Origin of the sequence: Noviherbaspirillum sp. Root189, from assembly GCF_001428545.1 — a bacterium.
In the GTDB taxonomy this organism is placed as follows: Bacteria; Pseudomonadota; Gammaproteobacteria; order Burkholderiales; family Burkholderiaceae_D; genus Noviherbaspirillum.
On the sequence record NZ_LMHZ01000045.1, the window covers coordinates 53,621 to 77,431 of the forward strand.

Genomic DNA, 23,811 nt, shown 5'->3' on the forward strand with positions numbered 1-23,811 from the left:
TCCTGTACTTGAGTTGTCGGTTCGGAAAGATGATCGTTCGGGATCCAGCTTTGGCTCGCGGCATTCCACCGCCAGCTGCCGCCGCCAGGCGGAGGCGGTATATCAATGACTGGCTGAGGAGGCTTCGCCGCGACGGCGCGAATGGTTCTTGTGCCCATGGCTATTCCAAAGTGAGGTTAGAGGTGCGGTGCTCGACCGGAAATACCATCCGGATCCAGCCTGTTTTTTGTCCCTTGCCGTCGTATTCCGCGGCGATATACGGGACGCCGATGTAATCAACCAGGCCACCAAGGGTGGTGTCTTGCATGACCCGCTCGTATGCCGCCTTCAAGAGCGGATCGACAGCAAGATCACCACTCACGGCGCTGCTTTTCGCGTACAGATCCACAGATACCCTTGAACGCCAGTCGACAGGTGCACCGCTTATCGCGCCTGCGTTCGGCTCGGCTGCGTCAAACTGCACATTCACGGCTTCAGCATGCTGTTCGGCGATTTCACGCGGCATCGCTCGAAATACGTTTGCCGATACCGCAGGGGCAGCCTGAAACGCTGTCACGAAGGCTCCCACAATGCTGGCAAATGCGGTTCGACTCACGATGCAAGCTCCAGAACAAGAACGCTTACGCCAGTTCCATCCGGGTGGTGCTCTGCGATACCGTAGGTAACGCCTTCGCAAGCAACCGTTTTACCTACCGGCGCAGCGGGTACCGATGTCGTTTCCACAGTCAAGGTCGGATTAGTCGAAGCCATGCCAACGCCCCCACCGATCTGGGAATACGCGTTATCGAAAATGCCTCGTGCAGACACGCCGTCAATCGTGACGTCAACGCCAAAATCAGCGAAATAGACGGTGAAATCTTCGCCAAACATGCTCGATCCCGTGTCAAAAGTTAAAAAAAGAGGCGACCCCCGAAGATGCCGCCTATCGAAGCAGGGTCATGCAGAGGTCTGCATTAGTCCTGCGCTGGAGACGCCGGTGATGCTGGATCTGCCACAGGGCCCTTGTCGTCAGCCGAATTCTTCGGCTTGGCCTTGGATTCCTGCTCGGCAGATCCAGAAGTAATCAGTGTCTTGGCAACTTCGGTGGGAAGATCGACCGAATCGCCTGGTGCAAAGCGTTTGCCGTCGTGCTTGACGGGCGAAATGATGGTGACTTTCATCTTCGCCCTCTTTTACGCGACAGCGTTCTGGATCAGGAAGCCGGCGGACGCGCCAGCCAGTACCGGTGCCTCGGCACGGGTAACCGGGTAGATCCACGACTTGGTGTTACGGTCCCAGTAAGGCTCTTCCACCAGCGGGTAGCCGTTCAGGTTGTAGGTGTAGCCGTAGCTTGGCAGGCCGGCATCCATGACGCTGCCCAGTTCGGTGTAGGCAACGATCACGTCCTTGCCCCAGACGTCGGTGAAGGCTGTACCGGCATCGTTCGAGTAGATGGCGTCGCCCACCACCACGCGCTTGACGTTGAACAGCATGGCAAGCAGTTCCACGGTCGCGACGTCACGGCCTGTGTACTTGATGCGGTCAACGATCTTCGGATGCTGCTTCAGGCTGGAGAAAACCTTCGCGCCCATCACCACGGTGTTTGGCCGCTTGCCGGTTGCGGCACGCACGGCCTCGATGGCCAGCTCGATATCAGAGATCGGATCGCTTTCCGGGGCGGACCATTGGTCGGTACCGGACAGGGTGACCTTGTTGTTCACGCCGTAGCTACCAGCCGTACGGGCGATATCAGCGGACTGCTTCTCCAGGCGCAGAGCCATGATAGCTTGCACCTGGTTGACCGCACCGGCGCCGAGGTCGATACCGGGACCGGCGCTGGCTTCCTGCTGCAGCTCTACCGGGACCTGGCCTTCAAGGCTATAGTCGACCAGCGAGTACGGCGCGCCAGCGTAGCCAAACTTCACGCGCTTGGTATTCTCGCCTGGTGCACGCTGGGCGGCATACAGCATGAACGCTTCTTTGCCGAACGTAATGATGTTGCCACCACGCAGAGGTACCCCGACGGCCGGAAACAGCGCGGACGCGATCATCTCGCTGTTTTTATAACCTTGGGCGACGGTGGTGAGGACTGGGTCAATCACACGGGCGCCGGCAGTAGTCAGAATAGTCATGTTTGCTCCTGAGTTTGTAGGGTTGTCGGCTTAGTTGGGAATGACCATCACTTCGATCAGGTCGCCATCAGCAGCCGCTGCGGTCAATGCGCGGGCAACAGCAACACCGGAGGTCTTGGTAATGACCTTGCCAGAGGTGCCGACCTCGACCGCTGCGCCAGCCGCAATTGCGGCTCCCGCCTTGGCGATCGCTGTACCGAGCGCCACCGTCGGGAGACGGTCACCAGCAACGCCAGCCACTTCGGTAAAGCCCACGGCGTTACCGCCGGCAGTTGCGACGGCGCCGGCTGCAGTGACGGCGCTGTTTGCGGCAGTAGTGCCAGTCGCGGTAACGCCCAGCGTCAAAAGTGCAATGGATGTCAAAGCCATGGTTATGCTCCCTGTTCAATGATTTTTACGGCGGCGACGTAATCCGTTCCCGGATTCGCTGCGACATATTCCTTGGCCTTCGCATCGACTTCAGCGCGGGTCAACGGCTTTTTGCCTTCCGGTGCGGCGACCGATGCGGCTGGCACCAAGGCCAATGGCGCAGGTGCTTCCTTGGCAATGGCGGCTGCCTGGGCGGTGCGAGCCTGCTTTTCAGCAGCAAGCACGGCCTGTGCTGCGTCGCCGGCGGAGGACTTGCCGTCAAACTTCAAGGTGTCGATCAGGGCTTCATGACCGGGGATAAGCTGGCTTTCGATGGCTTGGATGCGCTGGCGCTCGGCTGCGGCACCCTCGGCACGGAAAGCAGCGGCGATGTCGGGATGATCCGACGCGACTTTTTCTGCTGTCAGCATGCTGGTTCCTTGTGGAGTGGTTGAGATTTGCGCAACACCGGCGCGGGCTTTTGTTGCGGACGAACCGCGCTCACGATTGAGCTGCTCAACCAGCTGCTCGAGCGTGGATACACCGTCCACTAACCCGGCATCGATGGCTTGCTGCCCAATGAAGATACGGCCATCAGCCATATCCTTGAGTACAACGTCGGTCGATACGCCACGGTGCTTCGCGACTGCGCCGACAAAAATGGAATAGAAGTAATCGACCTGGTCCTGCATCGCCTGCTTGCCCGACTCGGTAAGCGGACCGTACTGGCTGGCAATACGTTTGTATTGACCGGCGACGATTTCGGTAGTCTTGACGCCGCGCTGCATCTCGGCTTGGCTGACATCGGTATGTGTTGCCACGACGCCAATCGAGCCGACCTGCGTGGTCTCATCGGCGATATACACCCGGCCTGCTGCCGAACCAAACCAATAGGCAGCCGATGCCATCGTGCCGCTGGCCAAGCTGATGATTGGCTTGGCGCTACGTGCGGAAAACACATCGTTGGCGTACAGCTGGGTGCCATCGACGGTACCGCCCGGGCTATCGATGTACTGAATGATGCTGTGCACCGCGGGGTCCTGCTGTGCTTCACGCAGGTTGCGCGATGCAAGCTGCGTCGATGTGCCGCCAGAAATCTGTGCGAACAGATTCATCTTCTTTGCCACCACACCTTCCAGCGGAAGGATGGCGACGCCGTCGATGATGTCGTACGACTTTGGCTCGTTGTTGAGTGGGCGCCCGATGCGCTGTTCGACAGCCGCAATGTCGATCTTGTCGCCGCGCAAGTGCGTGGCGTAAATCTCCTGCAGCTCGATGAGCTTTGGCGGGAGAATCGCCCACGGTGCGCTAAGGATGTCAGTAATTTTCATGGCGGCTGAAAGTTTCTCGTTGGCTAGACTTTATGATTTTGAGCAACTCAAAAACAGGGCAATTTGCGACGACTTTCTTTAATCTTTAATTTCTGCTTGAGGAACCGCACTGAACGGACGCTGAAAACCTGCTTGCAAATGCGCAGCGACCTTTGCCTGCAGTGTTTTCAGTTCCTCGCCCTGCTCGCGGATCCTTGCCATCAGCACGGCTTCTGCGGGCAGGTCGCGCGCAGCGTTATTCGTCGGTTGCAGGTTTTCCACTGTTGACGTCGTCCGCTCCCGGCAGTGCCGGTGTGGCGCCCTTTGGCGGCAGGTAGATGCCGTCAGCTTTTTCTGCGTTGATTTCTTTCACACGTTGCTTGTGCTTTTGCGACCAGTCGATACCGTCGTGCAGGATGCTTTCGGCCTGCTTAGTGCTGATACCCAGTGCCACTCGCTTCTCGGCCGCGTCGACTTCCTTGACCGGGTCAATGCTGCCAGGACCATCACCGGTCCACAGAGCGCCACACCACGCAGCGCGCACCACCTCGTTGGCAAAGAAGCCCGGCGCACGGATGCGCCCTTCGGCAATTTCGTCAGTCAGCCATAGTTCGTACACGGGCTGGCACAGGTAGGTTGCCCAGTTGTCGCGACGCGCGCGGAACGCTTTCCATGCCATCAGCATCGCGGCACGCGCAGCACTGTAGCTGCTCTGGAAGTGCATGGTCAGCACTTCGAACGGCATTTCCAGCGCCATGCCGATCTGGCGCACTATCGCGGTCCAGAACGGATCAAACTGTGCATTAGGTCGACCGGGATTGCTGCTTTCGATGCTTTCACCGGGGAGCAGGTTGACGGCCTTGCCAGACTCCATTTCACCGCTCCAGTTGCTGGACTTGTTGACGAGAGCATCCTTGGCGTCGTCATCAAATAGATCGTTGAATGCTTCCGGATCCATTTTGATGAAGACACTGAACAGGCCGCTGATGACTGCGGCGTTGAGTTCGGCATCGGTGTAACGGCTCAGCTGCTTCAGCGGCTCAAGGATCGGCGCAATCATCGGCACGCCGCGTACCTGTCCGGGGCGGAGCTGCTCGAAGAGATGCAGGACATTGCGCCGGCCGGTACTGCTGCCCCGTGCGTCAACGCGGGTCCAGGAGTTTCCTCCTCCGGTATAGTCGCCCGGGTGCTTTCTGGCGACGTGGTAGGCAATCGCCTCGCCGGTGGTGTCAGCGATTTCAACGCCGTCGATCAGTGTGTCGGTATCGCCGCGGCGGTCTGGATTGCAGACGCGGTCGGCTTCAATGATTTGCAGTGCGAGCCGTGCCGGATATCCGGCACGCGCAACTCGCGGTGTCAGGACAAAGGTGTCACCACTCTCCAGCATCGAGCGAAAAGCAAGTTTCTGGATGCCGTAGAAGTTGAGGTGCCGCGCAATGTCGCAGTCCGCCGACTCAGCCCAAGCATTGAATCGGCGTTTCGTATCCAGCTCCCACTGCTCCGCCTCTTCGTCGGTCAGCCCAAGGAATGCGGCATCAATGTTTGGGTTGCAGCTCAGGCCGGTACCGACGACATGGTTGATATTGGTGTTGAGGGCCCCAAGTGCGACCGGCGCATTGCGCATTTGATCCCGGCTGCGCGATCGCAGTGTCGGCAGGTCGGCAATGATGTCGGTGTTCGGGGAACCTGCACGCGGGTTCCATCGGTTAAGCGCCGAGCGATCCATCCTGGCACCGGTGTAGCCACCGGCAAGCGCCAGGGTTGCGCGGGCGGCCATGCGCTGTGCTGCAACCTTTGGCGCGACATAGGCAATGGCCTTATCGAGTAGATTCTGCGGAACGAGAGGGCTGTTGTCTTTTCCCATGTCAGCCACCCAGCACGACGGTACGAGCGCGGCCCCGGCCTTGCGAACGGGTTGACAGCAGGCTGACCCGATTACTCCAGGTCTCTATGCCAAGCTGTATCGACGCGAGATCGGCTCGGGTAAATTTTCGCCCCGAGATTTCATAGGATTGGTTTGCCAGCACGGCAATTTCTGCTGCGAGATACGCGTCAAGCTGCGCCTGCGCCTGCGCTAACGTTATTCCTGCCATAGGGTCTGCTCCAAAAGGTATGAAGCAGTTTATGGATAGCAGGAAAGTTTAAACAGGGCAATTTGCGACGACTATCCGCCGCGCTTCATGATCCGGTAGAGGGTTGCGCGGTCAATTCCATGCTTGCTGGTGATTTCCGTTGTCGCCTTGTTGGACAGTCCGTCCCGATACACCTGTTGCCGCTGCTCGGGCGTCAGGTGTTTCTTTTTCTTGGGGATACGGACGCGCAGGCCACCGTATTGGGTACGCACCGCCTGCTCGATTTGTAACGCCGCCGCATCGGTCAAACCTTCAGCTTGCGCAAGCTTAATGATAATTTCGACAATATCGGCTTCGCAGTCGACGCTCACTAGCGGCCTCTTCTGGTGCCGCTCAGCGAGATGCGGCCGCCAACCACTTTCGCGGTTGCCGCTTCCACCTGGTGCGGGGGAATCGTTACCGGTACCGCAGGAGTACTCGTTGCGGCTACTTGTTGTTCTTGGCTGGCTGGCGTGAGTGCCGTGTCATTCGCAACGGCAGGTAAGCCAAACAGATCCATTGTGGGTGGACGAACTTTCGCTTCCAAGGAATCCCACTGCCGGTCGGTGTATCGATGCAGGTCCAGCATGTGTGTGGCGAACAGCGCGTAGACGGTACAGTCAAGCACCTCATTGCGCGCACGGGTTTTCACCCAGCGGTATTTATCCCCGCTGGCGGTCTTTACCTTGACTCGCTGCTCAGCGGTGAGCTGGTGGAAAAACTCGTTTGGCAGTTCCTTGGAAAAGTGCACATGGCCGGGGCCAGGGCGCTCGACACTCAGGCGACCCAGCAGCAAGTCCTTGGCGGTATCCGTTCCGACGTGCCACAGCTTCACCCCTCCCTTGATCACCTTGCCACGGTCGTTGACGTCCACCTTGGACGCGCGCCCCTTGATCGGCTGGCCTTCCCGCGTCTCTCCCCTGACCGCGTAGATACGGCGACTTACGCGCAGGCGGCAGAAGTTGTATGCCTCATGGGTGAAGTGACCGCCCGTATCGACCGCTGCCGCAGAAATGCTAAGGTGACCGCCAGCGGCATGCGGGAACGTCATGCGCAGATGGGCGTCCAGCTTGTCCCAGTCGCGCGCATCGGCAGGATTAGCATCAATGACGGTGTAGTCGATCGGCCACATTTCCTCTTTGCGTCCAATGGCCCAGATGACGATTTCGAATCGGTCGTCCTGAATGTCGACACCGGCAACCAGCACCAGGCCGCCAAACGGCACAACCCGCAACGACCAGTCTTTTGCCCGGGCAAGCAGTGCATGCTCGTCCGCCTTCTCGCCCTTCTCTTCCCACGTTTCACCGAGCGTCGTGTTGACGAAGGCCTTCAGCTCTGACAGGTCGCCGGCGGCGGCCTTGGCTGTCGCGGACAGGAACTCGCGCACGATCTTTGGCCAGCCGGTCATCGGACTGTAGGCGGTCCAGACGAAGAAAGCCACGTGCTTGGGCTTGGCGACCACATCACCGGCAGCATTGCGGAAAACGAAACCTGCCTCGTCGATCCAGGTACCGTCCTGCGCGATCCACTTGCCGTCGGCGGACACCAGCAGGTAATCGGCCTGAGTCATCACGCCGCCGCAGTGCCGGCACACATGGCCGACGGTATCCGGATCATCATTGAACCACTTGAATCCGTACTTCTTATCCTTGCCGCCCCATTCCAGCGAAATCATTTCCTTGCAGTGGTTGCAGGGAACGTAGCGGCGGAAGCGCAGGTCGGCCTGCTCCGCACGCGCCTCGATCAGCGACAGCCCCTTGATCTTCGGCGTGGATCCGACGATCAGTTTCGGAAACGTTGCGCCCTCAACCCGCTTGTAGGCAAGCTTGATCGGGCTGCCCTCTTTCTCGACGTCGGCATCAAAGCCGTCGATCTCATCGAGTGCCGCGACGTCGACGGAGATACGGCGGTAATTTTTTGCAGCCTTGCCGCCGCGCAGGTGCGTCGTGGACCCCAGAAATTTCTTTTGCTTGAGGGTGTTGTCCTTGTTCTTTGCCAGAAAACCCGGGAACACGCTCTCCATCACCGGCACGTCGCGGATCATCGGTTCAAGTTCGGTCTTGCAAAAGTCGTCACTGTCGTCATCGGTCGGCTGCCACAGCGCCTGGTTGCGGCGCTTGTGCTCGGCAAAATAGCCGATCGCTGCCAGCAGCATCTTGGTATAACCGACGCGTGCCGACTTCATGAAGTCGACTTCCTCGATCTCGTCGTCGGACATCGCGTCCATGATCGCCGGCTGGAACGGGAACGCTTCCCAGCGCTGCTCGACATACGACGATTCCGCCGACAGGTAGAAGTGCTTCGCCGCCCACTCGGACAGGCGCATAGGCTCGACCGCCTCCAGCGACCGCAAGCCTGCTCTAACCGCGCGGTGGATTTCCGACATGTCCATCAGACAGTCACCTCAAGGTGTTCATCTTCATCGGGTCCCTGAGCATCCGCCGGGTCCTCGAGTTCGATGTTGGCCGCCAGGTTGCGCGCCTTGACCAGCTCCCGCGTAATGAAGTCAAGGTCTTCCGCCGTTAGGCTGGACCGGCGCTTGAGCTGCACCGGGATGGCTTCCAGGATGCCGACGATCTGGCGGCCCACGCGCGCGAGCACTTCCTCGATGACATTGACCGGCGCCAGCTGCTTGCGGGTGACTGCGTTCTGCATCTCGATGCGCTCGCGCTGGACCTTGGCCAGCGCTGCCCTCTCCCCTGCCAGATCGAGTTCGCCCGCGGCGGCGCGCCCTGCTGCCTGTTCGCGCAGGTGTAGGCAGTACGATTTCAACCATTCGCCGACCGGCTGATCCGCGATGATCACGCCGCGAGAAAGCAAGTCGCTGACGGCGGGCTGGCTGATGCCAATCATTTCGCCGAATGCCGACTGTGTTACTTTCCCTTGTAAATCAATCACATAACCCCCTTAGAAGCATCCTGTCAGTAGTGAAAACGGGCGGTTCGAATTACCCTTACTGGCCCTACCTGCAAAGGACCCGTGAAATTTTCAACGCGCGGCCCGCATCGCCTCGGCATAGGCGCGATCAAACTCCTGCTTGAACTCTTGCGTGTAGACCATCTTGGCGACGAATTGGAAGTCGTAGATCGCTTTGTACTGGGCCGACCGCACGAAAATCATCACCGGCTTGATGGCGGTGCCTCGTGCGAACCGGATACGCTGCCAGACGCCCAGCGGCAACCGGTCACCAGGACGGCCAACGAAGTACTCGAAACCCTGCTTGCTCCGCGTGCCACGGGCAAGCTGTGCCTTGCGCTTGTCGGTCATGTTGGCCTTGTATCCGGCTTCGGGGAATGCCTTGAAGTACGAGAGTATCTGCACGATCTGGCCGCGGTCCATGTTGCCGAACGCGTCCAGCTTTGCTGCTTCGCCTGGCACAACGTGGTAGCCGGCTGGCAGTGCACCGACAGACTGCAAGGCCTTTTCGAAGCGCTTCAGCGAGCGTGGACCACCATCGATCTGCGGCATCAGGTACTTGGCCGCCGGAGTTGCCTTGGCTGCGAAGTCCTTGAGCCAGACCACTGCGATCAGCTTGTCTTTCGTTGCCGGGTTGACGAACAGGCTGGACATTGTCCAAGGCGTGGGCGACTCGAACACGTCACGCATCTCCCGCAGCTGCGCGTCCTTGATCTTCTGCGCCGTCCGGGTCAGCGCCACTGCGGCGGCGAACTTGACCTGCTTACCCATGTCCTCTATGCGCGCCTGCAGTTGTGGCAGATCGCTGTTGATGCTTACCTTCATGCTGCGCTCCCTTCCTTATCGAGGTCAACCGAGCATCCCGTCACAGGATCGGTGCCAATCCGCTGGCCGTGTTCAATCGGCGTGCCGATCTCGTGGCCGTTCTCGACCGCATGAAACACTGGCTCGCCGCGCATCCCCTTGCGGATCTGGCCATCGATCATCTCCTTGCCAAAGGCGGCACGCAGGTCGTCAATGAAACCGGCAACCATTGGCATTTCGTCTCTCAAGGTTGTTTTTGCTGACGCTTTTTCTTTGTTCATGGTTGTGCATGGATTAAAGGCAACCCAGAACAGCTAGAACCCGCACTGGTATTGCACTTGTGCAGGGTGTGCAGGGTGTGCAGGGTTGTTCGTCGTGTACGCAAGAAAATAATCATGGCTTCTGCCTCGTTAGGTTATGCATCTTTCTCCCGCGTGCACGTACGCAACCCTGCACACCCTGCACACCCTGCACGGAATCAATGCTGGCAAGGCTTTGCGCAGTACAGGCGGACGTTGAACACCCTGTACACCCTGCACAAAATTGGATAAATGTCCTCATTTCGGCACCATCAAATCTCGAAAACGCTGGCACTGTTTGTCCAGCGAGTCGTCCGGATGATCCTTGTCCTCGATTAAAAACACTGTCCTCATGGACAGCTTGCCGGCTGCCGACACCTTGACCCGCTTACGTGCCTTCAACTCACGCCCGCCCATCAACTCTGAAAACTTGGTCAACGACAACTTGGTTTCACGGGTACGCTCGCACCATCTCAGGAAATACTCGTGTAGGTCTTCAGAGATGCAACTGCAGTAAGGAATATCCAGCTCCTCGCCCTTCCAGCGCTCATGGAACACATGCCAGCCCGGCAAACCGAAACGGATAATTCCATCCTTGGAATCAGTGCGCGGCGGCAGCGTATGCTCATTGAAGTCACCAATGGGATAGCGCAGCAGGAACTCGTAGAATGCGGCCGATGCACCTTCCTTGAGCAGACGTTTGAACCTGTCGTAGAAAGCTTTTTCCAGCTTGTTCTTCGCCCCGACCACCAGGAAGCGCCTGTCCTCCAGATCGATTGGGATTGGCTGCGGCTCGTTGGACAGAAACACCGCATTGAGGTGGTTTGCTTCTACCCGCTCCGGCAGATTCTTCGGGTTGATCCGCTGAGTGCGGCCGGTGACCATGTGCTTCAATGTGCCGAGGTGGTTGTACCGGTCATTACGCGATAAGACCTCCTCGAAAAGGACAAAAAGGCGACGCGACTTCCAGTCCGTAAAGCTCGATTCCAACTGGTGCTGGCCTGCGGTCGTACCATAGTCTCCATAAATGGGGCCCATGACACCTTCAAAGAAAAGACTTTTACCGGTTCCCTGCTTTTCACCGAACATTAGGATCGCTGTCTGCATCTTGGCTCCCGGATTCTGGAGCGGGAATGCCAGCCAGCGCAGCAGCCACTGGAACACTTCATCGGCATTGCTTTCTGACGAACATAACGAGGCGAGCAGCTCCAGCACCGGCTCAACCAGTGCCTCATCATTCACCGGTATCAAGGGAAATCCCGCAAACATATTGATATGCGTTTCTGGTGAAGCCTGCAAAGTCGGGTCAAACACCAGGTTCTTCGCGTCGCGCATTTCCCGATGCGGACTTTCCAGCCACCGCACCGCCAGATCCGGATACGCCGCTCTCATTGCCGACAGACCGACAACATCGCGCAGGACGCGGTCCCATACCGTTTCGGTTCCATACAGCAGAACATACCGGTCCAGCATTTCCTTAAGCGGGTCCGCTCCCCGCCCCCCTCCGTCAAGTGCGCGCCCACCCTTGAGCAACGGTAAATCGCGCTGATCTTTCGTCTTGCGCTCGGGATGCTCCAGCCATTGCTTTGCCAACTTGGCACCGAAACAAGCCTGAAAGGCGGCTTTCTTGATCACTTGCTGATTCAATGCATCCCAAACATCGGTTTTTCCGTAAATCAGTGAAAAATGCTGCAGCAACGACTCGATGGTGCCTGGCTTGACCTCCATCACTGGCAAGTCCGTATCATCTGCTGAAGGAGTGCGAGGAACGGCATCGTTCGAATGCGCCAGCGTCAAGGCGGGAGCGGGAGGAGCCGCGTCGAGGGCAGTAAGGGCAGCGATTGCAGTTGCCATTTGCTCAGCAACCACCGCGATAGATTCCGCAACATGCAAGTCATTGAAGTCGGTCAGCATGGGCAGCGATTCATCCGATTTGCTTTGCCGCCTTGCTGCTGTAAAGACCGGCAGCAGCACCGATGCATTTCCAACAGCAGTGGCAGCGGCCTGAGCCTTCTGCACACCCTTACCACCGGTCAGGTAATCGTCGTCAGCACAGAACAGGATCGGACTGGAGGGAAACTTAGAACGCAAAATCTGCGCAACAGCGAGCAGGCCGGACGTATCAAACGCCACATAGAACGGATGTTGATAGCTAACCGCCATTCGAACCGACAGACCGGTCGCGTACCCTTCGCCGATCAATAGCAGGTCGCCATCATTCGGCAAATTGCCAAGCCGGCATGCCGCACCGTGCTTGTCCATGCCACCACTGTATTTCTTCGTGCCGTCCGCTGCAATTGCCTGCTTGCCGACCATCGCTGCTGGCTCAACGTCGTACCGCATCATCGGCACGATGATGGCGCCATCAGGAAGGAATCGGCAACTCTCCGGATTGACCTGTTTACGTTCAAGGTACGGCGACACGCCTTCGTCGGCTGCCATACGCCATTGGCTTTGCGCCCGCTTTGCTGCCGCTGCTGCACGGTCCAGCCGGTCCTTCTCGGCTTTCGCTGCGCGCTCCTCGCGAGCCTTCTTATCAGCTGCAAGCCTTTCGGGTGAGACTACGATGTCAGCCTGGTCAAGCACGAAGCCTTCGTCGATAGCCTCTTTCAGCAGACTGCCAATGCCTATCTTGCCGCCGTTCTTGAACGACTTCCACGACGCAGCTGCGGCGCCTGGACTGAAGTTGTCCGAACCAGCGCTCCAGTTGATCCAGGTCTCACGAGCGGCATCGCCAAATTCTGCTTTGAGTGCCATACCCATCCGTACCCATGTATCGCGGTCATCCGGAGAGATAAAGGACAGTGCCCTGCTGGCAGTATCAAGGGTGAGTGGAACCATTCCCGCGCTCAGCCCTTGCAATAGATCTTGAAGCTCAGCGCAAGCAGCTCCGCTACCTTTCGGTGGACCTGTCCACCGTGCAAAGTGAGATCGGCACGTTCGTTCGCATCGATTTCGTTATCGCCGATGGATTTGTTAAATGTGGCGTGCAGCAGTCCAAGCTCGGCATGCAGTTCGTTGAATTTCGCCATCAGCAAGTCATTGTCGATATGTTCGACGCATGGCAGCTTGACAAAGGTGCCGCCAGCGTCCGCTGCAACTGCTTCAGCGAACAGAGTGGTATCTGAAAAGTCCTGCATCTGGCGCGCCATGTGCACCGACATGCTCTGACCTTTTTTCTCGTACACATGGTTCTCCAGTGCGGAAACGGTCATTCCGAGAGCACCCGCCATTGCGCCCCAACCGCCCTGCATTGAGGTGCACATCTTTTTGTAGGCATCTTTCAGTTCCACGGGCCTCTCCTGGACTTCGGTGGTTTTTAAATTTATTTTTGACAACTAAACTGGCTTCAAACACAACATTAAGGGAGCCAGCTTTGCAAACTTTCTATCGCTACTGCGTCAAGTCAAATCGTTTCATTGCCGTACCTCGAATTGAGTTTTCTCAATTTCCTAAGTACAGACGAAAAAAGAGGCGGCTAAGCATTACTCGGCGCCGCCCTTCAGACTTATTCAGACGTTGTTTTGGACTCAACGAGAGTTGAAATCCCCCGTTCCATCGCTAATCGCTTCAAGCCCTCAACGACTGCATATGAAGGCCGCGATTTACCAAATTTGCCAGCCGCCATTGCGCTAATAGACGGCTGGGTGCAGCCGATCTCATTCGCAATTTCGGTTTGAGTAAGCCCTTTTTCGAGGAGCTTAGCTAAGATGAGTGCAATGTCCATAGGCAACAATATAAGCATACTTATTCCTGAAGTCAATAAGGAATCTTATAGCGCTATGTATAAGAATTCTGATATGTCTATTGGGAAACGAATTCGCGAAGCGAGAACTGAGGCGGGCTTGTCACAAAAGCAACTTGCGACTAAAGCCGGCGTCTCTCAGTCCGCCATCTCACAGCTTGAGACTGGCGAGTCACAAGCTGCATCAAGCACTGCATCTATGGCAGCAGCGCTCGGCGTTAATGCGCTCTGGTTAGAAAGCGGGAAAGGCCCCAAGCGGGCTGATACATACACAGGGGAAGAGCGGCGAGCTGAGAACCGTAGTGATAAGTTAACTGAAGATTCACCGTATGCGCATTTTAACGCCGGCCCAAATTTGGAACTGCGCCCAGGGAGATATGTGGCGATTGTAGGTATTGGCCAAGGAGGCCCCGACGGGTATATCAGCATTGACGATTATCCGTCCGGACAAGGCGATGGAAGAATCTATACTTATAGCCCAGATCCCGATGCATATGCTATTCGAGTGCGAGGCGACAGCATGCGTCCAAGGATAAAGAGCGGGGAGTACATTGTTGCTGAGCCTGGTGTCGAAGCACAGCCAGGCGATGACGTCGTTGTAAAGCTAAGAAACGACAAGGCAATGGTCAAGGAGCTACTTTGGGTACGCGATGGAGAAATTTCCTTTGGCTCTATTAACGACTCTGTGCCCCCAATAACACTACAGTTACAAGACATTATCTGTATTCACAGAGTGGCGGCAATTGTGCCAAGAGGATCGGCCTTGATACAGCCATATTAATAATAGGAATTTGTTCAATGAGCGCGTTTACGGTCTAATTGCTTGTTTGCAACCATTCTAAGCGATCATATGGCTCTTATTTCGTGCCCCGAGTGCAACAAAGAGGTATCCAGCGCAGCAGTAGCCTGCCCAAGTTGCGCTTACCCTCTTACGTCAGCTGCCAACGTACATAGCGCGGACGAGCAGACGATTATTACAACCCAGCTAACGGCAAAGCGATACAAAGCGCTGCAGCTTCTTGGCGGCTTAACACTTGCGACAGGAATTGCTGTTGTTGTAGCAGGCGGCCAAGGGGTGGGAACGGTCATGGTTGTTGCAGGGATGATTTGTTATGTCGGTGCCCGGCTCGGCGCTTGGTGGAATCACGGTTAAACACCTCCCTTTTCAAACGAGAAACCTGCCAATGGCAGGTTTTCTTATTTTCGGCATCAGATAAATTAGCGCTTATCTTTAAATATAAGCAAACTTATTGACGTGACCGTATAAGCTTGCTTATACTTCCTTCCATCGCGCAACAGTTCGTTGCGGCAACACGATGGAGAGCAGATGAGCTACCTGGTCACAATCAACAAAGACGGAAAACCATTTTCCTACACTGCCATCGGTAGCCGCGATGCGCTCATGGATGACGCCTACGACAAGTACGGTGTTTGCGGTGTGACTGTCATGGTGCAGCAATGAGCACCGTCCGCATCCGCAGCAGCGCTCCCGATCCGTTTAATGGCGCCCGTGGCCATGACTACATCAAGGCCCGCGGACTGTCGCAGCGCATCCCATTCAGAGGTGCCGCAACGAGCGGCGAATGCCAGTGCCCGACCTGCATCCGCGAGCGTCTGCTGCCTGCTGTCCAGGCGATCTGCGCTGCCGCATCCAAAGACCGCAGGAAAACAAGCGTGCTGCAAGAGGTGAACTGGAATTTCCTGTCCGACGAGTCCGTGCAGGGCTTGCTCGACGTCGAACTCGAGGCCTGACATGACGGCGCGCATCCAACCTGACCGCGCCGCACTGGAGATTGCTCACCGCACCCTATTCGTCAGCACACCGCTCGACGACATGCTCAAGCAGACCTCCTTCCGTCTCATTCTCGAAAACATCGCTCGTCGGCATATGCAGCGCCGCGCGCGGACTGATGTGAAAAAGCTGCAGGCCAACGACCACGATTAACTTAAACAAGAAGGGAGAACCCGTGAGCAAAGCATTTGCCGTGTTCCTTCAGGATCTGCGCGACGGTCGCGCTCATTCTGAACTATCCGGCCAACTCGAAGAATTGATCTCGAAGGTGAAGGAAACCGGTAAGGCCGGCGGCATCACGCTGAAGATCAAGATTAAACCGGCCAGTCGCGGCGGCGATGTTGACAAGGTCACGGTCTCGGACCTGATCTCCGTGGATCTTCCGAAGCCAGAGCGAGGCGAGGACTTCTTCTGGCTGACCGACGACAACGATCTGTCGCGCAACCATCCCCGTCAACAAAGCCTGGAGCTGCGCGAAGCAGCATCGTCCAAGCCATCCAACCTGAAGGAAGCAAGCAAGTGAATCAGCACACCCACCTCGACGAAACTGCATTGGGAAAGGCCGGCGCCCTGATGGTTGCTGCAACCGCCATCCAGGAAGCAGGCGACGCCTCGTTCATCCTTGTGCCACAGGGATTTACGCACGTTGAAATCACCTCGGCAATTGAGAAAGCGCACCCGGCTCCCTACCGCAAGCGCGGCACAGTCGCCCTGTCCAGCATTGAGAGTTTCAATGAATTCGTAAAGGACCAGCGCCGCACCGAGGGTTCATATATCTACGCGGATCCGGAAGCACGCACCCTCACCGCTGTATTCAATGACCATGAATATGGCGACCGCAGCACTGACGCTGGCTGGCGCGATTTCCGTGCTGTCTACACCGCTGAGCTGAGCCGTGAATTCAACACCTGGTTGAAGAACAACAAGCAGCCAAAGGAGCAGGAGGAGTTCGCTGTTTTCCTCGAGGACAACATCGCTGACGTCGTCGAACCTTCCGGCGAATCGCTGCTTGCGATCGCACTGACGCTGCAGGCAAAGACTGAGGTCAACTTCAATACCAGCCGCCGACTCGACAACGGCCAGGTGCAAATCACTTACACCGAGAACATCGACGCCCGGGCCGGCGCCGGCAGTATCGAGATTCCACGCGAGTTCGCGATCGGCTGCAGGCTGTTCAAGAACGGCGACGGCTACAAGATCCGCGCCCGCCTGAAATATCGCTTGGGTGGCGGCAAGGTGAAGTTCTGGTACGAACTGGACCGTCCGGAGAACGTCATCGAAGACGCATTTACTGCCTATGTCGAAAAGGCAAAGGAAACCGGCGTCAAGGTCCTGATCGGCAAGCCTTAAGTTTCACGTGCTGGAGAGCAAGCCAAGCGCTACAGATTGGCCAAGCCGGTGAAGCCGGCACAGATTATCGGGGTTCAAATGGCAGATCCACTCAACTTCCCGAAGCGTCGAAACGACCCACCGGAGCCAGAAGCAGAAGCAATGTACGCGACCTTGCGTGACCGCTTCGCGATGGCAGCGCTGCAGGGAATGTTGGCCTCAAACGGCGCTGACTGGGACATTGGCCCCGACAAATTGTTTACCGCACGCGAGTGCTACCAGTACGCCGACGCCATGTTAAAGGCGCGGATGAAGTAGCCGGTGAAACCGGCATCAAATTCATACATAGAGAGATACACAATGCGCATTATTGATGATCACAAAGTCAACCCGGCAAACGACCAGCTCGAAATTCAAGTTATCGACGAGCCAGGCGCAGGCGGAGCCCACCACGCATATCTGGTCCGTGGCTTCAACAGCCTTAGCAATCCTTCTACGGGCGGAGTGGAACTGAAGTCCACGATGATCCTTTTTCAAAACGGCCCCATCCCGGAAGCTGGTGTCAACGGCCTGACACATGAAGTACTTCTGGCCATCGTTGCGGATCGCCTGCGTAGCTTTCAAGCTGGCCCATACGCATGCAAGGCCAATGCATGCGCCCTGACCCACATCGAGGAAGCCCAGCATTGGCTTCAGCAGCGCACGCTGGAGCGCATGCGCCGCGGCGTTGAAGGTACCCATCAAAAGTAATCGAATACCCAGCGCGAGAGGGAGAACGTCGCGGTGTGTCCATGTGTTGGACTTAGCCATGTGCCAGCCGATTGCTGAAGCAGCACAGAACAGACGTGACAGCCGGAGAGACGGCGCCAACACGCATGCCGACTGCTTCAGCAGCCTTGAACAAGTTGCGAAGGAACTGAACAGCCCGGGGCAGCCGGCATGCGTGTTGGTCAGAGAGACGATCACATTCCCGGAGTCGGCGGGCGGCAAACGTACCGACACCAAACACAACACCCTGTAGGAGCTCACCATGAAGCAAAACATCACCACCGGCACCCGCGTCACATTCGACAGCGAGCACGGCCCCCAACACGGCACCGTCGCAGAGATCAAGCCACACATCGGCAACGGCCAGTCGATCGCAGTCATCCAGGTCAAGGGCACCCAGAACGGTTCCCCCTGGCAGGTGCCGGTCAATGAACTACACGCTGTCGCGGCATGACTGCAGACACCATCAACGGACTGTTTGAAGCGTTCGCCAGCCTGATGATCCTGAACCATGCCCGTGTCCTGTACCGGGACAAGCTGGTCCGAGGCATCAGCATCGTGAGCGTGATGTTCTTTTTCGCGTGGGGTGTGTGGAATCTGTACTACTACCCCACCCTTGGACAAATGTTCAGTTTCTGGTGTGGCATCGCGGTCGTCATCGCGAACGCCACATGGACCGGAATGCTGCTGTTCTACTCATATCGGAAGTAACCATGCCCAGCTCATCCAAGCCCCGGCACAAGCGCCGGATAAAGACCACAGGCAACCGCTCCTTGCGCACGTTGCCCTGGCAAACACATGCGGTATTCCGCCCGCTTGAGGCCATCCTCGACGAGCTGGAGACACACGGCACATTAACAGTGGTCGCCAAAGGAACGCAGGCAGGAATGCCGGTTTTCCAGCCAACCGGCGACAACGAGTGGTATGCCGCTGCTCCGGCGCTGCGCGGTCTGATCGAAATGTTCGAACTGCACGAAGGACGTACCGGCAAGGCTTTGCCACTGGAGCCGCTACGACTGTTGGCGAAGAAGATGGAAGTGGACATGCCAATTTTCAGCGACGACACAAAGGCCATTCGCGCATGCATGCCGGCTCTCGTTGCTGAGTTGCATACCTTCCCAAAGGACTACGCCAAGGAGCTGGTGCAGGTTACCCAGACAGCCGTCGAATTTGAACGCCTGGAGGTGACAGCATGAGCATCCGCCGATTCTTTGCAGCAGCTGTAGGCCTTGCGCTGACAGCTATCCCCGGCGCCAAGGCAGCCAAGCGCGAAACTCAACCCGAAGCTTCCGATGTGGCCAAGCCCGTCCAGAAGACCGGAAAGCCGTGGTCCCGCTCGAAGTCCAAGAAGGTCGCCCGCCAGTATCGCGGACGGAAATAGGAACGGCCATGGCAACCGATCACATCAATCCAATCCGAACAAGCGACCAGTACCCCCGCGCTGACGTCGACGGCGTGACGGTCTTCGCCTGGAGCGACACGTTCAAGGATTACGTGATCGTGTCGGCCAAGACAGTCGCCCAGTATCCGAAGAATTACACGCATTGGCTCCCGCTGTCGGTGTTGCCAAGGCCAGACGAGGTTACAAAATGAGCTTAGTCACACAAGCATTCATTGTCGAAAAATATGGCATCCGCCTGAAGCTGGAACAAGTCGCAGAGATCCTCGGCGTCACCAAAGGTGCACTGTATAACCAGATCAGTGCCGGCACGTGCCCGGTGAAGACCTATGTCGACGGTGGTAAGCGCTGGGCCGACTACCGTGACGTCGCCAAGCACATTGACGAATGCAGGGAGCTTGCAGCATGAAGCGAGATGTCTTCACGATGCAGTTACAGCTCGGACACGAGCTTGCGATCGACAACTTTGCTGGCGGCGGTGGGGCTTCTACAGGGATCGCCATGGGGCTTGGCAGAGAGGTGGACGTTGCCATCAACCACGACGGCGAAGCCCTCGCCATGCATGCGGCAAACCATCCGACCACCGCGCACTACACGGAAGACGTGTTCAACGTGCACCCGGGATTCGTTACCCGCCAGCTGCCGATCGGTCTTGCCTGGTTCAGTCCGGACTGCAAGCACTTCAGCAAGGCAAAAGGCTGCACGCCCGTCGACAAGAAGATTCGCGGCTTGGCATGGGTGACACTGAAATGGGCAACTTTCCAGATGCCCCGCGTCATCATGCTGGAAAATGTCGAAGAGTTTCAGGGCTGGGGCCCGGTCGGCACCGACAACAAGCCGGTTAAGGCCGAAAAGGGACGCACGTTCAAGGCATTCATTGCTGCATTGACGACCGGCATCCCCAAGGACCATCCGGACCTTGAGGAAATTTACACAGTCCTCGGTCATGACTTCCCGATCGAGCGCCTGCACCAGGGGCTTGGCTACCAGGTGGAATGGAAGGTGCTGCGTGCCTGCGACTACGGCACGCCGACGATCCGCAAGCGCCTGTTCCTGGTCGCCCGCCGCGATGGCCGCCCGATCGTCTGGCCGGCGCCGACGCACGGCGACCCGAAGAGCGACGCCGTCAGGAAGGGCAAGCTGCAGCCGTGGCGCACCGCGGCGGAATGCATCGACTGGTCCCTGCCCTGCCCGTCGATCTTCAAGCGCAAGAAGCCGCTGAAGGACGCCACGCTGCGGCGGATCGCCAAGGGCGTCATGAAGTTTGTCGTCAACAGCGCGGATCCGTTCATCGTCGGCGCCGGCGGCCCGGCCTACAGCGGCAAGCCCGCCGCTGTCGACAAGCCGTTCGGAACCCTGACGACCGAGAACCACCGCGCCGTTGTGGTGCCGATGATCGCGCCGGTCATCACCGAGCATGCGAATGCCTCATCGCCGCGCAGCTGGTCGGCGGACGAGCCGCTGCGCACGATCTGCGCGCAGGTCAAGGGAGGCCACCATGCGCTGGTGTCGGCATTCCTTGCGAAGCACTACACCGGCGTGGTCGGTACCGGCATCGATGTCCCGGCCGGCACCGTCACCAGTGTCGACCACCATTCACTGGTGACCAGCAACCTGGTGAAGCTTCGCAACAACCAGTTCGGCCAGGATGCACGCGAGCCGATGCCGACGCTGACTGCCGGCGGCGGCCATGTCGGCGAGGTCCGCGCCTTCCTCGTCAAGTATTACAGCGAGGGCGGCCAGTGGCAGGATTTGCGCGATCCGATGCACACGGTGCCCACAAAGGACCGTCTCGGCCTGGTGACCATCCACGGCGAGGACTATGCAATCGTCGACATCGGCATGCGCATGTTGTCGCCTCGCGAGCTGGCACGTGCGCAAGGCTTTCCGGACACATACATCCTGAACCCCGTCGTCAACGGCAAGCCGCTCACCAAGACGGCACAGGTCCGGATGATCGGCAACAGCGTTTGCCCGCCAATGGCAGCAGCATTGGTACAGGCAAACATGACACATGAACACCAACTTGCGAGGGCAGCATGATTTACCCAACAGTCGCCGAGGTGCAGTCGGCCCCTTTAGCGTTGCTGCTGCAATGGGCCGAGAAGCTGCCGGCACCACAAACCGACGTCGAGAAAACAGTCCGACGCCGAATCGACGCCAGGCTCAAAGACACCAGCGCTTTCAGCCGCGAAGAAGTGAGCGCAATCGTGCATGCGCAGGACTCTGAACTGGGTGCCAAGTGGGATCGCGTGATGGGCCTTTTCGATCAAATCGTGGCCAAAGTTGGAGGAGTGCAGAAATGAAAATGGCAAAGGCCGATGAAAAGGACATCGACGCCGCAGGCGAGTTGATGGGCATTTTGGACACCATCAGTCGCGGTCACTACCCCGCAAAAGAAGACGAGCCGGACATTCAGATGTGGTTCGATCAGGATGATCCAGAGCATTTGCGCAGGTTTTATGAAATGGTGTCTGCAACGCTGGACAAGTCACCAGGCTATCCGGGCCGCGTAATCGGCGGCATGTGCTACGTGATCCTGTATGACAAGAACGAGATCGTTGATCCTAATGCAGACGTGATTGAACTGCATCCCAAACTTCAAGCCGCATTACAGGACGCCGAACGCTTGGATGCCATGGAGAACTTAACACCGGATCAATGCATGGCCATCATCAAAGACGCTGCCAAGAACCGCACGCTGCGCGCTGCCATTGATACAGCCATGAAGGGAGAAGCGACATGAACGATCAACTGAAGTGGGCACTTCGCCAAATTGCACAGCTTGATGCCAATAAAGATAGCATCGGCACCGCAATCTTTATGGCAAACGAAGCTCTCTCTGCCGCGCTGCCTGCCGTACCTGCACAGCCAGTAGAGTGCGATAACTGCGGCGGAAATGGTGGTTTCACGCTGGATACGTGGACCGATCCCGTAAGCGGACCGGAATCGCATTCGGAGAAGTGCGATGTTTGCAATGGCTCCGGCAAAGAGCCGGTGCCGTGGGTCGAGGCGCAGCGCATTTGCGACTTGCCAGCCGTAGACGAAGCTATCCGTGGCTTTATCGAAGATCAGACCGGCGATAACGCAACGTGCATGGTGCGGGAAATTCTCTCCGCATCGCAAGCAGTACAACCGCCGACACAGTACGACAAGTACAAAGAACACACATTGTTTGAGGCATGGTGGAGTGCAAAGCAGGCATCCGAACCGTTACACACACTGGTTGTTCAAAACGCTGCCCACGCCGCATGGCAAAAGCGCGCATCGATGGCTGCACCGAATCAGGGCGAATTCGAACGCCGCTGGCGTGCTGTTTCCGTATCCCTAACCGGTCGCGCTGACAGCGACAAAGCCGAAGTAATGCGATGCCTTGATGGCGTGCTGGAAGCTTATATGGACAAGGTTTGCGCCGACCATATCGCCCAGAGTGCAGGAGGTCAGCGTGACTGAACAGGAAATCATGCAATTGTTCGACAAGGCCAACACGCCTTGCACTGTGCTGACAGCACACTCCCCGTGGCACCAGAAGATCATCGTCCGCTTCGCGCGCCTGCTGCTGGAAAATGCGCAGGAACGCTATGAGCTGCTGAAGCAAGATTATGACCTGGTGAAAGATGACGTGGACGGCAGGGTTTCGTACGCTTATCTGGAAGGCGTGAAGGTTGGCTGTGCTAATGCGTCAGAGCATCGTGAATGCGGCCACTGCCGCTGGAACGGGACGGCTGCCGAAACGCTGGCACTGGGTGCGATTGACACGCTATGCCCTGTTTGCCGTGACACCACCGAATTAGCACGGCCTGCTACCGAGGGGATCGGAGACCTGGAACCCGTGGAAGGCGATCAACTGCCAACGATTGGCTCCAACGTGCTAATTCACCTGAACAGCAAGAATGCATGGGTAGAACATACTGTCACCGGCTATTACGCATGGGCCGACCTGGGCGGCAATGACAGCCTGCACCGCGTCTTTGTACGTGTGGTGGATACCGAAGGCTATTCAAATGCACGGCTGCTGAAAGACGTGCGACCCATTGCCAAGGCCACGGGAGGTCGCAATGACTGACATGAAACACACCGAACAGGAATACGTGACTTTTGATCCGTTCTTTGGCGATGAAGCTGAAATCACCTGCAGGACGGTGAAACTAGTGAAAGTTCGAAAGTCGCATGCCTGCTTTTTCGGCGCAGGCAGTGGTGACGGCCACACCATCGCACCAGGTGACTACGCACGCTACGAAAAGGCGCTGGTGGATGGCAGCTACTGGGGCCGTTACTACCTGTGCATTCCTTGCCTGAACAGGGAAATTGCAGGCATGCATGGTGACGACGATGATGACTTGGAGGGGGACAATGGTTGACACACTACTGAATTGCCCGTTTTGTGGCGCTACCCCGCTGATGCAAGAGCATGAGCCACATACGCACAGCGGCTTTTTGAAGGAAGCAGGCATCCCCGATCATCCCGGAAGCTGGACTATCGAATGTCCGACTGATGGATGCTGCGGCATGATCACAAGCACCAAGGCCGAAGCCATCGCCGCATGGAATCGCCGCACCAATACCGAGCAGACTACCGGTGAGCCTTGCGGTAACGCACTCACCTGGACGAAAGTTGCGGACCGCCTTCCTGACAGCGACACGACGGTCATGCTGTTCGATCCGAACGCAAACGAGCCGGTCTGGCCGGGCTATCTCGACGGTGATATGTGGCGCTATGCCGATGGCATGCCGGCTCAGCCGACGCACTGGGCCGATCTGCCGGAGGGACCTGCCGTATGAGCGCGCTCATCGACCTTTGGACTTCTGATGCTCGTGATGTATTCGGGTACCGCTTCAGGGATGCCTGGTATGTACGCGGATGGGAAACGGACAATGT

The 23,811-nt window shown here is 57.6% G+C and carries 38 protein-coding genes; 21 read left to right on the top strand and 17 right to left on the bottom strand.

Going from position 1 to position 23,811, the window contains the following annotated elements:
- Positions 1-160: 160 nt before the first annotated feature.
- The 17 genes from ASE07_RS21420 to ASE07_RS30905 all read right to left on the bottom strand — a co-directional run bounded on the left by ASE07_RS21420 (position 161) and on the right by ASE07_RS30905 (position 13,644).
- Positions 161-595, bottom strand: a complete 435-nt coding sequence (locus ASE07_RS21420) for a hypothetical protein (protein WP_057292860.1) — start codon at positions 593-595, stop codon at positions 161-163.
- Positions 592-870 carry a head-tail joining protein gene (locus tag ASE07_RS21425; RefSeq protein ID WP_057292861.1) on the bottom strand — a complete coding sequence of 93 codons (279 nt, stop codon included), beginning with the start codon at positions 868-870 and terminating at the stop codon, positions 592-594. The genes ASE07_RS21420 and ASE07_RS21425 overlap by 4 nt, the downstream gene beginning before the upstream one ends.
- Before the next feature lie 83 nt (positions 871-953).
- Positions 954-1,160, bottom strand: coding sequence for a DUF7210 family protein (locus tag ASE07_RS21430; protein ID WP_057292862.1), 207 nt, complete (start codon positions 1,158-1,160; stop codon positions 954-956).
- A gap of 12 nt (positions 1,161-1,172) precedes the next feature.
- On the bottom strand, positions 1,173-2,111 hold the full coding sequence (locus ASE07_RS21435) for a major capsid protein (RefSeq protein WP_057292863.1): 939 nt from the start codon (positions 2,109-2,111) through the stop codon (positions 1,173-1,175).
- Positions 2,112-2,141: 30 nt separating this feature from the next.
- Positions 2,142-2,480 carry a capsid cement protein gene (locus tag ASE07_RS21440; RefSeq protein ID WP_057292864.1) on the bottom strand — a complete coding sequence of 113 codons (339 nt, stop codon included), beginning with the start codon at positions 2,478-2,480 and terminating at the stop codon, positions 2,142-2,144.
- 2 nt (positions 2,481-2,482) lie between these two features.
- On the bottom strand, positions 2,483-3,790 hold the full coding sequence (locus ASE07_RS21445; RefSeq protein WP_057292865.1) for a S49 family peptidase: 1,308 nt from the start codon (positions 3,788-3,790) through the stop codon (positions 2,483-2,485).
- 78 nt (positions 3,791-3,868) lie between these two features.
- Positions 3,869-4,051 carry a hypothetical protein gene (locus ASE07_RS21450; protein ID WP_057292866.1) on the bottom strand — a complete coding sequence of 61 codons (183 nt, stop codon included), beginning with the start codon at positions 4,049-4,051 and terminating at the stop codon, positions 3,869-3,871.
- Complete coding sequence (locus ASE07_RS21455; protein ID WP_057292867.1) at positions 4,026-5,633, bottom strand: phage portal protein; 1,608 nt, start codon at positions 5,631-5,633, stop codon at positions 4,026-4,028. The genes ASE07_RS21450 and ASE07_RS21455 overlap by 26 nt, the downstream gene beginning before the upstream one ends.
- A 1-nt stretch (position 5,634) precedes the next feature.
- Positions 5,635-5,862: a DUF6148 family protein gene (locus tag ASE07_RS21460; RefSeq protein WP_057292868.1), complete on the bottom strand. Its 228-nt coding sequence runs from the start codon at positions 5,860-5,862 to the stop codon at positions 5,635-5,637.
- Between the two features lie 71 nt (positions 5,863-5,933).
- Positions 5,934-6,212 carry a hypothetical protein gene (locus tag ASE07_RS21465; RefSeq protein ID WP_057292869.1) on the bottom strand — a complete coding sequence of 93 codons (279 nt, stop codon included), beginning with the start codon at positions 6,210-6,212 and terminating at the stop codon, positions 5,934-5,936.
- Positions 6,212-8,272: a phage terminase large subunit family protein gene (locus ASE07_RS21470; protein ID WP_057292870.1), complete on the bottom strand. Its 2,061-nt coding sequence runs from the start codon at positions 8,270-8,272 to the stop codon at positions 6,212-6,214. Before ASE07_RS21470 ends, ASE07_RS21465 begins: the two co-directional genes overlap by 1 nt.
- Positions 8,272-8,778, bottom strand: a complete 507-nt coding sequence (locus ASE07_RS21475; protein WP_057292871.1) for a terminase small subunit — start codon at positions 8,776-8,778, stop codon at positions 8,272-8,274. The genes ASE07_RS21470 and ASE07_RS21475 overlap by 1 nt, the downstream gene beginning before the upstream one ends.
- Before the next feature lie 90 nt (positions 8,779-8,868).
- Positions 8,869-9,621: a hypothetical protein gene (locus tag ASE07_RS21480; protein ID WP_057292872.1), complete on the bottom strand. Its 753-nt coding sequence runs from the start codon at positions 9,619-9,621 to the stop codon at positions 8,869-8,871.
- A complete protein-coding gene (locus ASE07_RS21485; protein ID WP_057292873.1) occupies positions 9,618-9,881 on the bottom strand; it encodes a hypothetical protein in 264 nt (87 codons plus the stop codon). The genes ASE07_RS21480 and ASE07_RS21485 overlap by 4 nt, the downstream gene beginning before the upstream one ends.
- A 276-nt stretch (positions 9,882-10,157) precedes the next feature.
- Positions 10,158-12,740, bottom strand: coding sequence for a PriCT-2 domain-containing protein (locus tag ASE07_RS21490; protein ID WP_082584370.1), 2,583 nt, complete (start codon positions 12,738-12,740; stop codon positions 10,158-10,160).
- An 8-nt stretch (positions 12,741-12,748) separates the two neighbouring features.
- Positions 12,749-13,192 (bottom strand): YmfL family putative regulatory protein, encoded by a 444-nt coding sequence (locus ASE07_RS21495; protein ID WP_057292875.1) that lies wholly within the window; start codon positions 13,190-13,192, stop codon positions 12,749-12,751.
- A gap of 215 nt (positions 13,193-13,407) precedes the next feature.
- Positions 13,408-13,644, bottom strand: a complete 237-nt coding sequence (locus ASE07_RS30905) for a helix-turn-helix domain-containing protein (RefSeq protein ID WP_057292876.1) — start codon at positions 13,642-13,644, stop codon at positions 13,408-13,410.
- Between ASE07_RS30905 and ASE07_RS21505 the strand changes: the two genes are divergently transcribed.
- The 21 genes from ASE07_RS21505 to ASE07_RS21605 all read left to right on the top strand — a co-directional run bounded on the left by ASE07_RS21505 (position 13,610) and on the right by ASE07_RS21605 (position 23,714).
- Positions 13,610-14,425, top strand: coding sequence for a S24 family peptidase (locus ASE07_RS21505; RefSeq protein WP_082584372.1), 816 nt, complete (start codon positions 13,610-13,612; stop codon positions 14,423-14,425). The two genes, ASE07_RS30905 and ASE07_RS21505, sit on opposite strands and share 35 nt — an antisense overlap.
- Positions 14,426-14,971: 546 nt before the next feature.
- A complete protein-coding gene (locus tag ASE07_RS30440; RefSeq protein ID WP_268793454.1) occupies positions 14,972-15,106 on the top strand; it encodes a hypothetical protein in 135 nt (44 codons plus the stop codon).
- Positions 15,103-15,396, top strand: coding sequence for a hypothetical protein (locus ASE07_RS21510; RefSeq protein ID WP_057292878.1), 294 nt, complete (start codon positions 15,103-15,105; stop codon positions 15,394-15,396). The genes ASE07_RS30440 and ASE07_RS21510 overlap by 4 nt, the downstream gene beginning before the upstream one ends.
- Before the next feature lies 1 nt (position 15,397).
- Positions 15,398-15,589 (top strand): hypothetical protein, encoded by a 192-nt coding sequence (locus ASE07_RS21515; RefSeq protein WP_057292879.1) that lies wholly within the window; start codon positions 15,398-15,400, stop codon positions 15,587-15,589.
- A gap of 22 nt (positions 15,590-15,611) precedes the next feature.
- A complete protein-coding gene (locus ASE07_RS21520; RefSeq protein WP_057292880.1) occupies positions 15,612-15,959 on the top strand; it encodes a hypothetical protein in 348 nt (115 codons plus the stop codon).
- The gene (locus tag ASE07_RS21525; protein ID WP_057292881.1) at positions 15,956-16,786 is read left to right on the top strand and encodes a DUF2303 family protein; all 831 of its coding nucleotides are present in this window, start codon (positions 15,956-15,958) and stop codon (positions 16,784-16,786) included. The genes ASE07_RS21520 and ASE07_RS21525 overlap by 4 nt, the downstream gene beginning before the upstream one ends.
- Before the next feature lie 78 nt (positions 16,787-16,864).
- Complete coding sequence (locus ASE07_RS21530) at positions 16,865-17,083, top strand: hypothetical protein (protein WP_156396882.1); 219 nt, start codon at positions 16,865-16,867, stop codon at positions 17,081-17,083.
- A gap of 42 nt (positions 17,084-17,125) precedes the next feature.
- Complete coding sequence (locus ASE07_RS21535; protein WP_057292883.1) at positions 17,126-17,515, top strand: hypothetical protein; 390 nt, start codon at positions 17,126-17,128, stop codon at positions 17,513-17,515.
- A 280-nt stretch (positions 17,516-17,795) separates the two neighbouring features.
- Positions 17,796-17,987 carry a hypothetical protein gene (locus tag ASE07_RS21545; RefSeq protein ID WP_057292885.1) on the top strand — a complete coding sequence of 64 codons (192 nt, stop codon included), beginning with the start codon at positions 17,796-17,798 and terminating at the stop codon, positions 17,985-17,987.
- A complete protein-coding gene (locus ASE07_RS21550; RefSeq protein ID WP_057292886.1) occupies positions 17,984-18,244 on the top strand; it encodes a hypothetical protein in 261 nt (86 codons plus the stop codon). Before ASE07_RS21545 ends, ASE07_RS21550 begins: the two co-directional genes overlap by 4 nt.
- Before the next feature lie 2 nt (positions 18,245-18,246).
- Positions 18,247-18,729: a hypothetical protein gene (locus ASE07_RS21555; RefSeq protein ID WP_057292887.1), complete on the top strand. Its 483-nt coding sequence runs from the start codon at positions 18,247-18,249 to the stop codon at positions 18,727-18,729.
- Complete coding sequence (locus tag ASE07_RS21560) at positions 18,726-18,914, top strand: hypothetical protein (RefSeq protein WP_057292888.1); 189 nt, start codon at positions 18,726-18,728, stop codon at positions 18,912-18,914. Before ASE07_RS21555 ends, ASE07_RS21560 begins: the two co-directional genes overlap by 4 nt.
- Before the next feature lie 8 nt (positions 18,915-18,922).
- Positions 18,923-19,126, top strand: a complete 204-nt coding sequence (locus ASE07_RS21565; RefSeq protein ID WP_057292889.1) for a hypothetical protein — start codon at positions 18,923-18,925, stop codon at positions 19,124-19,126.
- Entirely contained in the window at positions 19,123-19,341 is a 219-nt protein-coding gene (locus ASE07_RS21570) for a helix-turn-helix transcriptional regulator (protein WP_057292890.1), read from the top strand. The genes ASE07_RS21565 and ASE07_RS21570 overlap by 4 nt, the downstream gene beginning before the upstream one ends.
- Complete coding sequence (locus ASE07_RS21575) at positions 19,338-20,975, top strand: DNA cytosine methyltransferase (RefSeq protein ID WP_082584373.1); 1,638 nt, start codon at positions 19,338-19,340, stop codon at positions 20,973-20,975. The genes ASE07_RS21570 and ASE07_RS21575 overlap by 4 nt, the downstream gene beginning before the upstream one ends.
- Positions 20,972-21,238: a hypothetical protein gene (locus tag ASE07_RS21580; protein WP_057292891.1), complete on the top strand. Its 267-nt coding sequence runs from the start codon at positions 20,972-20,974 to the stop codon at positions 21,236-21,238. Before ASE07_RS21575 ends, ASE07_RS21580 begins: the two co-directional genes overlap by 4 nt.
- A complete protein-coding gene (locus ASE07_RS21585) occupies positions 21,235-21,678 on the top strand; it encodes a hypothetical protein (protein ID WP_057292892.1) in 444 nt (147 codons plus the stop codon). The genes ASE07_RS21580 and ASE07_RS21585 overlap by 4 nt, the downstream gene beginning before the upstream one ends.
- Positions 21,675-22,385, top strand: a complete 711-nt coding sequence (locus ASE07_RS21590; protein ID WP_057292893.1) for a hypothetical protein — start codon at positions 21,675-21,677, stop codon at positions 22,383-22,385. Before ASE07_RS21585 ends, ASE07_RS21590 begins: the two co-directional genes overlap by 4 nt.
- On the top strand, positions 22,378-22,998 hold the full coding sequence (locus ASE07_RS21595; RefSeq protein ID WP_057292894.1) for a hypothetical protein: 621 nt from the start codon (positions 22,378-22,380) through the stop codon (positions 22,996-22,998). Before ASE07_RS21590 ends, ASE07_RS21595 begins: the two co-directional genes overlap by 8 nt.
- A complete protein-coding gene (locus tag ASE07_RS21600) occupies positions 22,991-23,293 on the top strand; it encodes a hypothetical protein (RefSeq protein ID WP_057292895.1) in 303 nt (100 codons plus the stop codon). The genes ASE07_RS21595 and ASE07_RS21600 overlap by 8 nt, the downstream gene beginning before the upstream one ends.
- Positions 23,286-23,714, top strand: a complete 429-nt coding sequence (locus tag ASE07_RS21605; RefSeq protein WP_057292896.1) for a Lar family restriction alleviation protein — start codon at positions 23,286-23,288, stop codon at positions 23,712-23,714. The genes ASE07_RS21600 and ASE07_RS21605 overlap by 8 nt, the downstream gene beginning before the upstream one ends.
- Positions 23,715-23,811 lie beyond the last annotated feature (97 nt).